This window comes from Blautia sp. NSJ-140, from assembly GCF_022868965.1.
Classification (GTDB): Bacteria; Bacillota; Clostridia; order Lachnospirales; family Lachnospiraceae; genus Blautia_A.
Genome location: NZ_JALIFS010000008.1, coordinates 120,881 through 134,265, shown reverse-complemented (window position 1 = coordinate 134,265; position 13,385 = coordinate 120,881). Strand labels below are relative to the sequence as shown.

9 protein-coding genes and 1 tRNA gene are annotated in these 13,385 nt (G+C 46.1%); 2 read left to right on the top strand and 8 right to left on the bottom strand.

All coding sequences use genetic code 11. The features are described from left to right. Positions 1-4 precede the first annotated feature (4 nt). From MUB50_RS10890 to MUB50_RS10855, 8 genes are all read right to left on the bottom strand, one after another. Positions 5-838, bottom strand: coding sequence for a metal-dependent transcriptional regulator (locus MUB50_RS10890; protein ID WP_138276339.1), 834 nt, complete (start codon positions 836-838; stop codon positions 5-7). Positions 839-991: 153 nt separating this feature from the next. Continuing rightward, on the bottom strand, positions 992-2,695 hold the full coding sequence (locus tag MUB50_RS10885; RefSeq protein ID WP_244790957.1) for an AAA family ATPase: 1,704 nt from the start codon (positions 2,693-2,695) through the stop codon (positions 992-994). Positions 2,696-2,740: 45 nt separating this feature from the next. Then, on the bottom strand, positions 2,741-3,151 hold the full coding sequence (locus tag MUB50_RS10880; RefSeq protein WP_244790955.1) for an HI0074 family nucleotidyltransferase substrate-binding subunit: 411 nt from the start codon (positions 3,149-3,151) through the stop codon (positions 2,741-2,743). Further along, on the bottom strand, positions 3,138-3,428 hold the full coding sequence (locus MUB50_RS10875; protein ID WP_118513700.1) for a nucleotidyltransferase family protein: 291 nt from the start codon (positions 3,426-3,428) through the stop codon (positions 3,138-3,140). Before MUB50_RS10875 ends, MUB50_RS10880 begins: the two co-directional genes overlap by 14 nt. Positions 3,429-3,502: 74 nt before the next feature. Further along, the gene (locus tag MUB50_RS10870; RefSeq protein WP_244790953.1) at positions 3,503-5,749 is read right to left on the bottom strand and encodes a DNA gyrase/topoisomerase IV subunit A; all 2,247 of its coding nucleotides are present in this window, start codon (positions 5,747-5,749) and stop codon (positions 3,503-3,505) included. Between the two features lie 120 nt (positions 5,750-5,869). Beyond that, entirely contained in the window at positions 5,870-7,795 is a 1,926-nt protein-coding gene (locus MUB50_RS10865; protein ID WP_110102015.1) for a DNA gyrase/topoisomerase IV subunit B, read from the bottom strand. A 286-nt stretch (positions 7,796-8,081) separates the two neighbouring features. Then, complete coding sequence (locus tag MUB50_RS10860; protein ID WP_244790951.1) at positions 8,082-9,986, bottom strand: GGDEF domain-containing protein; 1,905 nt, start codon at positions 9,984-9,986, stop codon at positions 8,082-8,084. After that, positions 9,973-11,652: a GGDEF domain-containing protein gene (locus MUB50_RS10855; RefSeq protein ID WP_118625393.1), complete on the bottom strand. Its 1,680-nt coding sequence runs from the start codon at positions 11,650-11,652 to the stop codon at positions 9,973-9,975. The genes MUB50_RS10860 and MUB50_RS10855 overlap by 14 nt, the downstream gene beginning before the upstream one ends. Positions 11,653-11,863: 211 nt before the next feature. Here MUB50_RS10855 and MUB50_RS10850 point away from each other — a divergent pair. Then, a tRNA-Glu gene (locus MUB50_RS10850) sits at positions 11,864-11,935 on the top strand. Positions 11,936-12,161: 226 nt separating this feature from the next. Then, entirely contained in the window at positions 12,162-13,325 is a 1,164-nt protein-coding gene (locus tag MUB50_RS10845) for a ComEC/Rec2 family competence protein (protein ID WP_110102018.1), read from the top strand. Positions 13,326-13,385: the final 60 nt, after the last annotated feature.

The following is a 13,385-nucleotide window of genomic DNA, read 5'->3' as shown; positions in this document are numbered from 1 at the left end:
CCTCCTACCAGATATGTACATCCAGCTCCCGGCTGTTCCACTCCATGGGGTTCTCTCCTTCTCTGGCAAATGCCACCAGGGCGGTTCCTTCTATGACCGGATCGTGATGCCGGAGAAAATATTGAAATACGCCAGTAGGGATCAGCGGGTTGCCGTCTTTTTCGGCAGCTTTCATCCAGCCGGTCTCCGGATCCCGGTACCAGAGATCCAGACGGTTCTTGGTCTGGTCTGTGCGGAGGAGTTCGAAGCAGCTGTCTTCTTCTTTTACGTGGAGGCTGATCTGTTCCCTGTAGTCTTTAAATTCTGTGGTCAGTCTTCTCGGGCAGGTTTTTTCCATGTAGTAGATGCCCATCATGAAGGTGTAGTCTCCCGGTTCGTAGTAATACCGGAGGTCTGTTTTTTTCATGACACGCTCAAAGGTGCTTCCGTAGTTGATGAAATTATGGATCTGCTGCACGGTCTCTTCGCTTGCCACATGTTCCATGCGGCAGGCGTCTTCTTCTGCAGTTTCGCTGTTTACGCCTACATACTCCAGAAACTGGGTGAAGGTTTCATGACGGTGGCGGCATTCTTCTCCGCGGATGCATCCCAGCTCTGTAAGACGGACGTAGGATTTGTTTTCTTCTGTTTTTACATAGCCCCGTGCGGAGAGCTGTTTCAGATAGGCCAGCACTTCCCGCCGGGTCATCTCCATCCGCCCGCAGATCTCCGGAATGGTGATCCGGGCGTCCTTTTTTGCAAGAGAACAGAGCTCTTCCAGCATGTCTTCCTCGGTTTCTCTTTTGGAAGAAGGCATGCTGTGGCCCAGTTCTTCTGTGAAATCCTGATCATTTTTCATGGTTTTTCTGTACTGAACTTTATTTGTATTTGCGGCTATGTTAGTTCAGGCTAATTGTTATTATAGGAGATGGGAAGGTTTTCTGTCAAGAGGGCAAAAAAATCCCCACCGCCCGGGGTTGGTTTGTACCTGGTCGGTGGGAATATATATTGCTTAATGATCTGTATCAACATCAGCAAGCATTACCCGGCATCTTTTTTTATAAAATGCAATCCCATATTTTAAAATATGTTCAACGCCTTCATCGAGAAGTTCTTCTTCGTACCGCCGCAGATTTATCTGCCGTAACGCTTCTCGGCAGGATTCATCCAGTTTTCCATCTTCCGCATATTTCAGTTCCAGAATAATGCCGGTTTCTCCATCATCCGTTTCTACCAGAATGTCACTGTAACCATCACCGGACTCTTTGTTAGAAGAAACGCTCCATGTATCCGCAAATCCCAGGATGCCAATCAGAATACCATGATAAAAATTCTCCTTCATCTGCCTTTTTACAAAGGTGTCACGAATACTGATGGTCTTTCTCAAATATTCTCCCAGCAGACGTTCCACACTCTTTGCGTCCCCGTTTCTCAGGGCCTGGCAAAAATTCCTCAGGGCTTCTCCGTTTTTGGGAACACTTTCTTTGAACAACTCCATGATCTGTGAAGTGAAGATTTTTCTGATCTCAACATTCGGGATCACCAACCGGAAGTTATCTCCGTCTGGCTTTCCCCTCTGGGTAAGATATCCCGTTGTGAACAGGACACTCCACAAATTATCAATGGAATCATACATATCTTTATATGTCAGTTCCTGATGGATTTCCTTCGTGATCGCCTCTCCTGCCACAAGATTTTCGATTTCCCGTCTGGTGGCTGCATGATCTGACTCCCGGATAAATCTTCGAACCGCCTCGTTACTGCTGGTGTTCAGCCAGTAATTCCTCGGCTGTGCATCCGGATCTGCTTTCAGAGTGTCACAGTAATTGATCACATCCCACGGGCAGTACACTCCGACATTTCCAAACTGATAACCATCATACCATTCTTTTACCTCATCATACCTGTCAGAAAAGCCGTAATAATCCAGCATATCCTTTACTTCCTGATCTGTGAAACCAAAGTATTCATCAAACTGTACGTCTGCCACAGACAGAACTTTAATATTGTTCAATCCTGTAAAAATACTTTCTTTTGAAATGCGCATACACCCGGTCAGTACCGCAAATTTCAGACTGTCATTTGTTTTCAGGGCATACTCAAACATATTTCGGATGAATATGACCATCTGATCATAATAGCCTCGCTCAAAAGCTTTTGCCAATGGCACATCGTACTCATCGATCAGCAGAATCACTTTGCATCCATGATGTTTTTCAAGAAGCTCAGACATAATTTTCAGGCTGCTGCATAAAAGATCCTCTCCCATATCTGCCTGCAGCAGAGAAGCAAACACTTTCTTTTCATAAGCGGTCAGACGTTCGCTTTCCAGAAGGTACTGAAAACGCCTCGCTTCACTCTGAATCACCTGCACCGCCATTGCACATGCCTTCTCGTAAGATTCCCCATTTATTCCTTTCAACGAAATTGACACTACCGGAAACTTTCCCATGTACTTCTCACAAATTTCCGTTTCCCCTGAGATTGCAAGTTTTTTAAATATTTCCTTATCTCCACCCGGTTCAAAGAAATATTTCAGCATACTCATATTCAAAGATTTTCCAAATCTGCGCGGGCGCGTAAAAAGATTTACTTTTGACCACTGCATCAGTAAATCCCTGATCAGATTCGTCTTATCCACATAATAAAACTCCTCTTTCTGCAGCTCTTCAAAATTTTCAATTCCTATAGGCAGCTTCTTTTTTTTCATTGTCATATGATCACGCTCCTGTTTGTCCTGTATCTTTCAGGATCACTGCTTTTACGTCCAGTCGCTCTCTGCTTCTGCCAGCTTCTCCTTCAATGTTTTCTCAAGAGCCACAAATGCCGGAATGAAGCTGTCACGGATGAGAAGGATCATCTCATCTACTTCCTGCTCATTATATATATGGACAGATGTGTTACGCTTTTTCAGCATGAGCAGCCACACTGCTGAATCGTTTACGAAGCCCAGCTTATAGCCAAGCTGCAGGATTTCTCTCGGTGAACCGGTGTCTGCTTCTTCTGCCCCGTGGAGTCGCAGGATCTCCTGAAGAGCTTTCCAGGCCAGCTCGAAAGTCAGGTTGAACTGTCCGATCACGCCGGTTCTGTAAATATCGTTGTTATCCGCAAGTTTGAAATCTGCATTTCTTAATATAGTAAGACAATTAGAAAAATTATCAAGCTTTTTCATAGATCACAACTCCATCCTTTTTAATTTCTTTTTTGAGTTCTTCAGAAATCGAATCATCTGCATTAATTACATCAAACATCAGAAGTGAATGGATATTTTCTTTAATATCCCAGTAAAAGGAATCAAAATCACCTCCATATACAGCAATATCTACATCACTTCTTTCTGTATTGTTTCCTCTTGCACGGGACCCAAAGAGGATGATTTTTCTGACAGAATGTTTTGTGGCAAATGAAAATAGTTCTCTTATAACTCTTTCCGGAAGATCATATCGCATTTTTAACGCCTCCCATTTTCATATAACCCTATCATATCCTATCTGCCAGTTATCCGCAATCCTCTTCGCGTCTTTTATACCCTCGGCTTCACACCTTTCGTATCTCTCTTCGCCAGCTTAACTTTATTCAGTACATACGGCTTGTCGTGATACTCAATGGCATATTCCTGGCGACTCTCCAAAAGATATGCGTGGTGGATGCGGTCTTCGCCGGTAAGCTTCATGCCTCGGACACCCAGGGCGTTTTTCTTGGTGACGGATATCTCGGTTTTCAGGATACGGAGGAAGTATCCCTTCTCAGACTGGAACACAACCTGATCCATCTCGTCGGCTGCTCCTACGAATACAAGGCGGTCATCCTCTGCAAGCTTGGTGGAAACAATGGTACGCTTGGAAGCACGGAACTCTTCTCCTTTTACCAGCTTGCACATGCCGTTCTCTGTAACAAAGAGTACCGTGGAGGCTGCAACCTGACTCAGCGGTGCCACATAGAGGATCTGCTCGGAAGTACTGTCATAATTACCCAGGTTATCTGCCGGAACACCTTTATCACGGAAACGCACCAGCGGAATATCCTCTGCCTTCACTGTGTGGAGCTTGCCGGTATCTGTAAAGATACAGATCTTGTCCGTATTCATGCAGGTTAAGACATAACGGCTCTCTGCATGAGCAGCTTCTTTATTACGCTCGTAGGCATTCTTGTCAATGAGACGCATATATCCGAAACGATCCATCAGGAAGCAGACTTCGGTCTCTTCCATCTTCTTCTCCTCATAGACAGCTTCCTCTGCATTTTCAATGGAAGTCTTACGCTTACTGCCGTATTCCTTCTTGATCTGATCCAGTTCACCCATGATCACTGCTGCCATGGAGTCATAATTATTCAGGATATCCTCATAAGCAGCAATGTTCTTCATGGTTTCCTCATGCTCCTTCATCAGAGCATCGATCTCCAGTCCGATCAGCTTGTAAAGACGCATGTCCAGGATCGCTGTGGCCTGTTTCTCTGTGAATTTCAGGGATCTTGCCGCTTTTTCGGATGTCTTGGTCTTGAATTTAATCCCTTCTGTGATACCATCGGTCAGACATTTCTTTACCTGGTCGCGACTCTTGCTGCCACGGAGGATCTCAATGATCAGGTCAATGACATCACAGGCTTTGATAAGGCCTTCCTGGACCTCCCTTTTCTCCTGTTCCTTGGCAAGAAGGGTTGTATATTTTCTGGAATTTACCTCAAATACAAAGTCCACATGGTGAGCAATGATCTGCTTCAGTCCCAGTGTCTCCGGTCTTCCGTCTGCAACTGCCAGCATATTGACACCAAAGGTATCCTCCAGTCGGGTCTTCTTATAGAGCATGTTGGTAAGGTTCTCAACATCTGCGTCGCGCTTCAGTTCCAGAACGATACGGATCCCTTCTTTGGAGGACTGATTGGAAATATCCACGATATCTGTAGTCTTCTTGGTTTCTACCAGAGTTGCGATATCGTTAAGGAATTTTCCGATATTGGCACCGATCATGGTGTAAGGGATCTCTGTGATCACCAGCTGCTGACGGCCGCCTTTTAATTTCTCCACTTCCACACGTCCACGGATACGGAGCTTGCCGGTTCCGGACTCGTAGATCTTTACAAGATCGTCCTTGTTTACCACGATGCCGCCGGTAGGAAAATCCGGTCCCTTGAGATAGCGCATCAGTCCTCTGGTGCTGATGTCGTTGTTCTTCATATATGCCTTCACCGCATCTACCACTTCGCCCAGGTTGTGCGGCGGGATGCTGGTTGCCATACCAACGGCGATTCCGTCGGCTCCGTTTACAAGAAGGTTGGGAATACGCACCGGAAGCACCACCGGCTCCTTCTCTGTCTCATCAAAGTTCGGCATAAAGTCCACAACGTTCTTGTCCAGATCTTCCAGGAAAACCTCCTGGGTCAGCTTCTCCAGACGGGCCTCTGTGTATCGCATGGCTGCAGCTCCGTCGCCTTCAATAGAACCAAAATTTCCATGTCCGTCCACCAGTGTACGACCCTTTTTAAATTCCTGCGCCATGACTACAAGCGCATCATAAATGGAGCTATCACCGTGGGGATGATATTTACCCATGGTATCTCCTACAATACGGGCACATTTACGGTACGGGCGGTCGTAGCGGATGCCCAGCTCATACATATCGTAAAGGGTACGGCGCTGTACCGGCTTCAGTCCGTCACGTACATCCGGCAGCGCTCTGGAAATGATAACGCTCATGGCGTAATCGATATATGATTTCTGCATGATCTCCGCATAGTCAGTGCGGATGATATTGTCCTGTTTCGTATTCATTGTTCAATTCTCCCAATCTAATTCCGGGTTACAATTCTCGGTTTTTCTGTGACCTTCGCTCACAAAAACCACCTCGCAGAATATTCCCTATGAACAGTAACAAATCCTGCTCATTATCTATCAGATATCCAGTTCCGCATCTGTCGCGTGCTCATAAATGAATGCCTTACGCGGCGGAACATCGCTTCCCATCAGGATCTCTGTCACATCGGAGGCCATGCGGGCATCTTCGATCTCCACACGCTTCATCATTCTTGTCTCAGGGTTCAGGGTAGTCTCCCAGAGCTGCTGGGCGTCCATCTCACCGAGACCTTTGTATCTCTGGAGTGTGAAGCTTCCTGGTTTATGACTCTTACGGTATTTCTCAAGGGCCTTATCATCGTAGAGATATTCCTCCTGTCCCTTCTTCGGCATTACCTTATAAAGAGGTGGCATGGCAATATACACATGTCCCTCATAGATAAGCTCCGGCATAAAACGGTAAAACAAAGTCAGAAGCAGAGTAGAGATATGAGCACCATCCACATCCGCATCGGCCATGATCACGATCTTGTCATAGCGAAGCTTCGTGATATCAAAATCATTTCCGTAGCCTTCGGAAAAGCCGCAGCCAAAGGCATTGATCATAGTCTTGATCTCTGCGTTGGCCAGCACCTTGTCGATGGTAGCCTTCTCTACGTTGAGGATCTTACCGCGGATTGGAAGGATTGCCTGATAGTTACGGTCTCTGGCTGTCTTGGCCGAACCGCCGGCGGAATCTCCCTCTACGATAAAGATCTCACACTGTGACGGATCCTTCTTCTCACAGTTGGCCAGCTTGCCGTTGGAATCAAAAGAATATTTCTGTTTGGTAAGAAGGTTTGTTTTGGCACGCTCCTCGGTCTTACGGATCTTGGCCGCTTTTTCCGCACAGGAAAGGACGGTCTTCAGTATTTCCAGATTTCGGTCAAAAAACAGTACCAGCTGTTCTCCTGCTACCTTGCCGGTGGCTCTGGATGCGTCCTGGTTGTCCAGCTTGGTCTTGGTCTGTCCCTCAAAGCGGGGTGCCGGATGCTTGATGGAGACTACAGCAGTCATTCCGTTTCGGATATCTGCACCTGTAAAATTGGGGTCTTTATCCTTCAGTACACCGATCTCACGTGCGTAGGTGTTCATTACCGTTGTGAAGGTAGTCTTAAATCCGGTCAGATGAGTTCCTCCCTCTGCATTGTAGATGTTATTGCAGAATCCCAGAACATTCTCACGGAACTCATTGGTAAACTGAAAAGCAACTTCCACCTGGATCCCGTCTGCCTCTCCTTTAAAATAAACCGGATCATGGAGAGGCTGTGCATTCTTGTTAAGGTCACGGATAAAGCCTACGATTCCCTCCGGCTCATGATACTCGATATCCTCAGGAGTGTCCCCTCTTCGATCCTCAAAATGGATGGTAAGCTCCGGATTCAGATAGGCAGTCTCATGGAGACGGCTCTTTACATCCGCTGCTCCGAATCTTGTTTTCTCAAAAATCTCCGGATCCGGAAGGAAATTCACACAAGTTCCGGTACCTCTGGTCTTCCCTAATTTGGGGAGAAGTCCTGCTTCCAGTTCAATGGTAGGGATTCCTCTCTCATAGTGGTCATGATGTATATAACCATCACGGCTGATCTTAATATCCAGATACGTAGATAATGCGTTCACTACGGAAGAACCTACACCATGAAGTCCGCCGCTTGTCTTATATGCGGAATTATCAAACTTACCGCCTGCATGAAGGGTTGTAAAAACAAGACGCTCCGCAGATATTCCCTTGGCATGCATATCCACCGGGATCCCTCGTCCATTATCTTCTACTGTACAGGAACCGTCCTTCTCAAGAACTACATGGATACGGCTGCAGTACCCTGCAAGGTGCTCATCCACCGCATTGTCTACGATCTCATATATCAGATGGTTCAGTCCCTTTCTGGATACGCTTCCGATATACATACCGGGGCGCTTTCGCACGGCCTCGAGGCCCTCCAGGACAGAGATACTGCCCGCATCATAAGTGTCTTTTTTTGCCATTCCACTGATTCCTTTCTTTTTATGTTCGAACGTTTGTTTGTATTATACTCAAAATATATGTACTTGTAAAGTCCACATGATCATCTTTTCTCTGCAATTTTTCCAAAAGATACGCGTGGCAGTTCAAGGAACCGGTCTTTTGAAAAATCGCTTTCTTCAGCCGCCACAGCCTATCTATTCTATCAAAAGTATCTGTAAACTTCAAGCAATTTGTGTCTGTCAGAATACAACAGGCGGAAAACCCTGCTTTTTATGGAAGCATGTTTTCCGCCTGTTTCTGATCATTTCAGGAAATTTTTTCCAGAAGCTTCTCCTCGCACAGGGGCCTGGAAAAATAATATCCCTGTATCATATCCACGCCCCATTTTTCCAGAAGCTTTACCTCCTTTTCGGTCTCAGCACCTTCTGCGATTACCTTATATCCCATATGCTGCAGGATCATGACAATGCTGCGATAAAAAGTAGCCGTCTGAGGATCGCTGCTGATCCCGGACAGAAGAGAACGGTCCATTTTTACCGCTGAAAACGGAATGCGAAGAACTGCGTTCAGATTTGCATAACCGGAACCGAAATCATCCAGGCACATGTGGATCCCCACTTCTGCAAAATCATCAATGGCTGTGCAGAAGCTTTCGCTGTATTCGGTTGCCACGTTTTCCGTGATCTCAAACTGAAAATATCCCGGATCTAATCCATACTCCTGTATGATCCCGATAAGCACATGGCTGTATCCGGGTTTCATCAGTTCGGACGGAGAAAGATTGAATTTCACATTCCGGATCTTCTTCATGATATATTCATGTTCTTTTATAAAACGGCAGACCTTGTGAAGCTGAAGACATCCCACTGCAGAGATCATTCCCTGTTTTTCCGCGATCCCGATAAACACATCCGGCGGAATCATTCCCAGAGCAGGATGTTTCAGCCGACTCAGTGCCTCCAGAGTAATAAAATCCTTGTTTTTTATGGAATATACCGGTTGATAATATACCTCGAACAGATCCTCTTTCACCGCTTTCTGAAGAAAATGCTCCACTTCCTGCTCATAGCGGAAGCCCTCCAGGATCTTGCTGTCCGACTGGATCAGGACCGTATCCTGCCGGTTCTGTATCAGAGATATCATATATTCGATATAAGAAAGGATACTATCCTCTTTTTCCAGTTTTTCCGCATTCATGATCCCGCAGATCGCAGCATGGAACGACACCTTTTCGTTTTCGATAAAAAACGGCTTTTTCAGAAATTCTTCTATTCCGTCTCTGGCTTTTTCATAATCTGTCAGAGAGTCCAGCACTGCCAGAAAGCAATTGCCTGTGATACGAAAGATCTGCACCGAATCCGTGATCTCCCGGAACCCCTTCGCCGCCCGGATCAGCAGCTGATCTCCCACTCTGGTCCCGTAGATCCTGTTGATCTGCTTTATATTGCAGGCATCCACAGCAAGCAGATGAAAGCTTTCTTTTCGATAGAGCTTTTCTCCGATCCATTTGTCAAAATACTGTTTGTCAAATAAACCTGTCATACTGTCCGTATATTCACCCGGATTGTTCATGGTAAGATAGATCAGCCAAAGTCCTACAGAAAGTCCGAAACCGGTAAGCAGTATTCTTTCCGTGGCAATCTGAAGAAACAGGCAGGCTGCTTCGATAAACCAAAATCTCCATATGGTGCGCCGTGTTTCTTTTTCTGCTGTTTTTCCATAACGGAACATAAATGCAACGATCACCAGCATAAAAAAGAATACATATCCATAGATCAAAAAATGAAAACTTCCCCGGATAAATCTACCTTCCTGGTTAAAATAAAAAAGCCATCCCGTCCGTAAGTTTGCTGTAACTGCCAGCAGCATTGCAGCCGGCAGGACCACCCAGCAGGTTTTCAGCCATTTATATTTCTCCTTTTGTCTTCCGGTGACGATCCGAATGTAGCAGAAAAGCCCGTAAGTAAGTATGACATCACAGAAATAATAGAGAGTCAGGACCAGCGCTGAACCTCTGCAGCCTTCACTGCTGCCGCCTCCTGCGATTACCGCACTCAGCATATCCAACACCACGTAAACGCCGCTGAAAGCCAGAAAACATACAAAATTCCTGTTTTCCGCATTGTTCAGTCTTTTATGAGAAAAATAATGTATTGCGATCATCGTCACCAGAACAAGGGATGTAATCTGAAAACAGTTAATATACTCCATTTTTCAAATCCCCCTTCTTTTTGTTCTCATAAAGCTTCCTGTCTGCCTCATATTTCCATTCTCCCATGGATTTCAGAGAGCCATCCTTATTTCGCAGATGGCTGCCTCCCAGGGACAACGAAAAACGATGCCTGCATCCTCTCCCGATATTCCGGAGCTCTTCTCTCAGGCGTTCCGACCAGAATTCGTCCGGTACTTCCGGATCATAGACCAGAACCGCAAATTCATCCCCGCCGATGCGGTAGCAGGTTCCTTTTTCCCGGAAAACGTTCTCCACACATCTGGCAGAGCTCACCACCATCTCGTCTCCTGCAGCCCGTCCGTACTCTTCGTTGATCACGCGAAGCTGATCGATATCGATATACATAAGAAGGATATCCCGGTATCTGCCCATATCTGCGGAAATACTTTCCAATTTTTTCTCAAAATTAACTCTCGTCTCAAGTCCTGTCAGCCCATCCTCTCTGGACAGTCGTTCGTAAGCCTGGGATTCCAGACGGTAACGAACGTTATCTGTCATCAGCATGACTGCGTCTGCAATGACAAGCACAAGAAACACAAGATTTCCCAGTTCAAAAATAGATCCATAGTAGGAAATCTCGAACAGCCAGTACAGGATCAGTGCTATGATACCGCTTGCTCCCACGACGATATATGCAATGAGAAGCAGACGTATCTCACGCTGTTTATGCTTCCGGTACTCCCGGATCAGAAGTACCGCTGATATCAGGACCCACACAACCAGCAGAATATGCGTTACAAACAGCATATCCTTAAATTCAAAGGCTCCCAGGATCACCAGGACTCCCTGTAAAACAGCATTCAGATAAAATGTAAAGATTCCAAGATCCAGGATCCTGTATTTTTTCATGTTTCCGATGTTCTGCAAAAAACGCAGCATCGGAATTGCCAGCAGCATGAACATATAAAAAGAAATAAGACATAATGCTTCGGGGCATCTGCTGTAGCTCTGTGCCAGTGATGAGTCCGTCACCAGCCAGATACTGCACATCATAAGGAACAGTGCCACATCCCGGAACCGACTGTCCGGCATCTGCCTTATCCTCATATAGATGCAGATACACAGAGCGATCATACTTAATACGATCATGATCGCTGCCGCCCCTAAAGGAATGGCTGCTTTTCTGATCTGATACCAGGCTATTGCCCTTCCGGTTCCTATGCATACCGGTTCTATAACATATTTTCCTCTCTGAGGCGCAGAATAGCTAAACGTCAGGACTTTTCCCTCTGTGTCATTACCCAGAGCGGCAATGCACTGCACCTTGGAACGCATCTGCACATTTTTGGAAAACATGGCCTCCTTATATTCATACAGGATCTTTCCATTCAGGCGTATCACCAGATCATACTGGGCTCCTGTAGAAACCACGGTCATTCCTCTGCTTTCCGCTCCCAGACTTTCATTGTACAGGATCAGCTTTTCGCCTGTTTTTGCCGGAATTTCCGCAGGCAGGGTGATCTCCTGTTTTTTTCCGTCTTTTATGTAGTACCAACCTTTGTTAAGAAACTGTACACTGTCCTGATGCTGGATCAGCCCCCCTGTGTGGGTCGCTGCAAAGATCGCGCCAAAAACCAGCAGCACCACACCAAAAAGAACGGCTTCTACCTTCCATATCAAATTTTTCTTTTTTCTGTCATCCATACTCTTCCTCTTTATATTTTTTATTCCATTCCGTTTTGTACCTATCATATCATCAATAGATTTTTCCGTCAAAAAAAATGTCAAAAACAGAATGAAATTTTTTTTCAAAAAAACAAAAAAAGTGCTTGCATTTTGCAAGAAAGTATTATATACTAACGAAGTCGGTTGCGGAAAACAACAGAAAGCTAACGCAAACGACACAAATGAATATGGCCAGTTGGTCAAGGGGTTAAGACGCCGCCCTCTCACGGCGGAAACACGGGTTCGATTCCCGTACTGGCTATTAGTTGAAAGCAGTTAGGATTTTTATTCTGGCTGCTTTTTTTGTGATTGTTGTACTTCACTTTTTCCTGTTATCACTTTCAAACTTTGTTCTGAGCATTGCATGTAAAAATCTCGTTCTTCCTGTTTATCTGTTTTCTGTATTTTCACATATATTATTTTTGCATTTCTTTCTCTTCTGTTTTATAATTTCCCCTGAAAATACTTAAGATAAGGGGTGACTTCTCATGCATCACAAACGTTCTTTTCGCAGAAAGCTGCAGACGTTTTTTCTTTCTCTGCTGCTTGTTCTGCTGACAGTCGCAGGAGTTCCCTCTGCTGCTTATACAGCTGAGGCTGCTTCTGCTGACACAACAATGGCTGTACACTTTCTGGATGTGGGGCAGGGGCTTTCGATCCTGGTCCAGTCACAGGGGCAGAATCTCCTGTATGACGGCGGTGACCGGGAACATTCCAGTTTCGTGGTTTCCTATCTGCAGAAGCAGAATATCTCCATCATCGACTATATGATCTCCTCCCATTATGACGAGGACCATGTGGCTGGTCTTGTAGGATGCCTGGACAGCTTTTCCGTAAAAAATGTGATCGGTGCAGATTATGTACAGGATACAAAAATCTATCAGTCTTTTGAAAACAGTGTTGCCGCTCAGGGATTAACTGTGCAGCATCCGGAGCCCGGAACGGATTTTGCTTTCGGAGGCGGGAAATTTACAGTTCTTTCTCCTCAATCGATCAGCAGCAACGATAACGACAATTCTGTTGCGATCCGGCTGGAAAACGGAAACAACCATTTTCTTTTTACCGGGGATGCAGAATCTGCCGGGGAGGAAGCGATCTGCAATCTGGGGCTTGATCTTTCCTGCGATGTGATCGTTCCGGGACATCACGGTTCTGCCACTGCCACCACCTGGGATCTGCTCCAGCAGACTGTTCCGGAGTATGCAGTGATCAGCTGCGGCGCCGGTAATTCCTACGGACATCCTCATAAGGATACCATGGATAAGCTTGCTGATATGGGAATACAGGTATTTCGTACTGATGAGCAGGGCACGGTGATCGCAGTCAGCGACGGAAGCAATATCCAGTGGAACCAGAGTCCCTGTAATGATTATTCTGCCGGAGATGAAGCGGATACCGGCACACAGCCTTCCTCCGCTTATAAGGATTCCGGTGCGTCCGGCTATGGATCTTCTGCTTCGGCTGCTGCAGATCCTCAGACCGGAGTGCAGGCTGATCCGGAGTCAGTGGGTGATATGGTCTGGATCTCCGCTACCGGGAGCAAGTACCACCGGATCCCTAACTGTGGAAATATGAATCCGGATAATGCCACAGAGATGACACGCTCCCAAGCTGAAGCTGCAGGGTATGAAGCCTGCAAGAAGTGTTATTAGAAACGTCCGCAGGCGCGCTGACGCAGGACAGCCTATCATAAATCGATATGACAGGCTGTC

Coding starts and splice junctions, on each gene's coding strand:
- MUB50_RS10890 (WP_138276339.1), bottom strand. CDS start 838: ATGAAAAATGATCAGGATTTCACAGAAGAACTGGGCCACAGCATGCCT.
- MUB50_RS10885 (WP_244790957.1), bottom strand. CDS start 2,695: ATGACAATGAAAAAAAAGAAGCTGCCTATAGGAATTGAAAATTTTGAA.
- MUB50_RS10880 (WP_244790955.1), bottom strand. CDS start 3,151: ATGAAAAAGCTTGATAATTTTTCTAATTGTCTTACTATATTAAGAAAT.
- MUB50_RS10875 (WP_118513700.1), bottom strand. CDS start 3,428: ATGCGATATGATCTTCCGGAAAGAGTTATAAGAGAACTATTTTCATTT.
- MUB50_RS10870 (WP_244790953.1), bottom strand. CDS start 5,749: ATGAATACGAAACAGGACAATATCATCCGCACTGACTATGCGGAGATC.
- MUB50_RS10865 (WP_110102015.1), bottom strand. CDS start 7,795: ATGGCAAAAAAAGACACTTATGATGCGGGCAGTATCTCTGTCCTGGAG.
- MUB50_RS10860 (WP_244790951.1), bottom strand. CDS start 9,986: ATGGAGTATATTAACTGTTTTCAGATTACATCCCTTGTTCTGGTGACG.
- MUB50_RS10855 (WP_118625393.1), bottom strand. CDS start 11,652: ATGGATGACAGAAAAAAGAAAAATTTGATATGGAAGGTAGAAGCCGTT.
- MUB50_RS10845 (WP_110102018.1), top strand. CDS start 12,162: ATGCATCACAAACGTTCTTTTCGCAGAAAGCTGCAGACGTTTTTTCTT.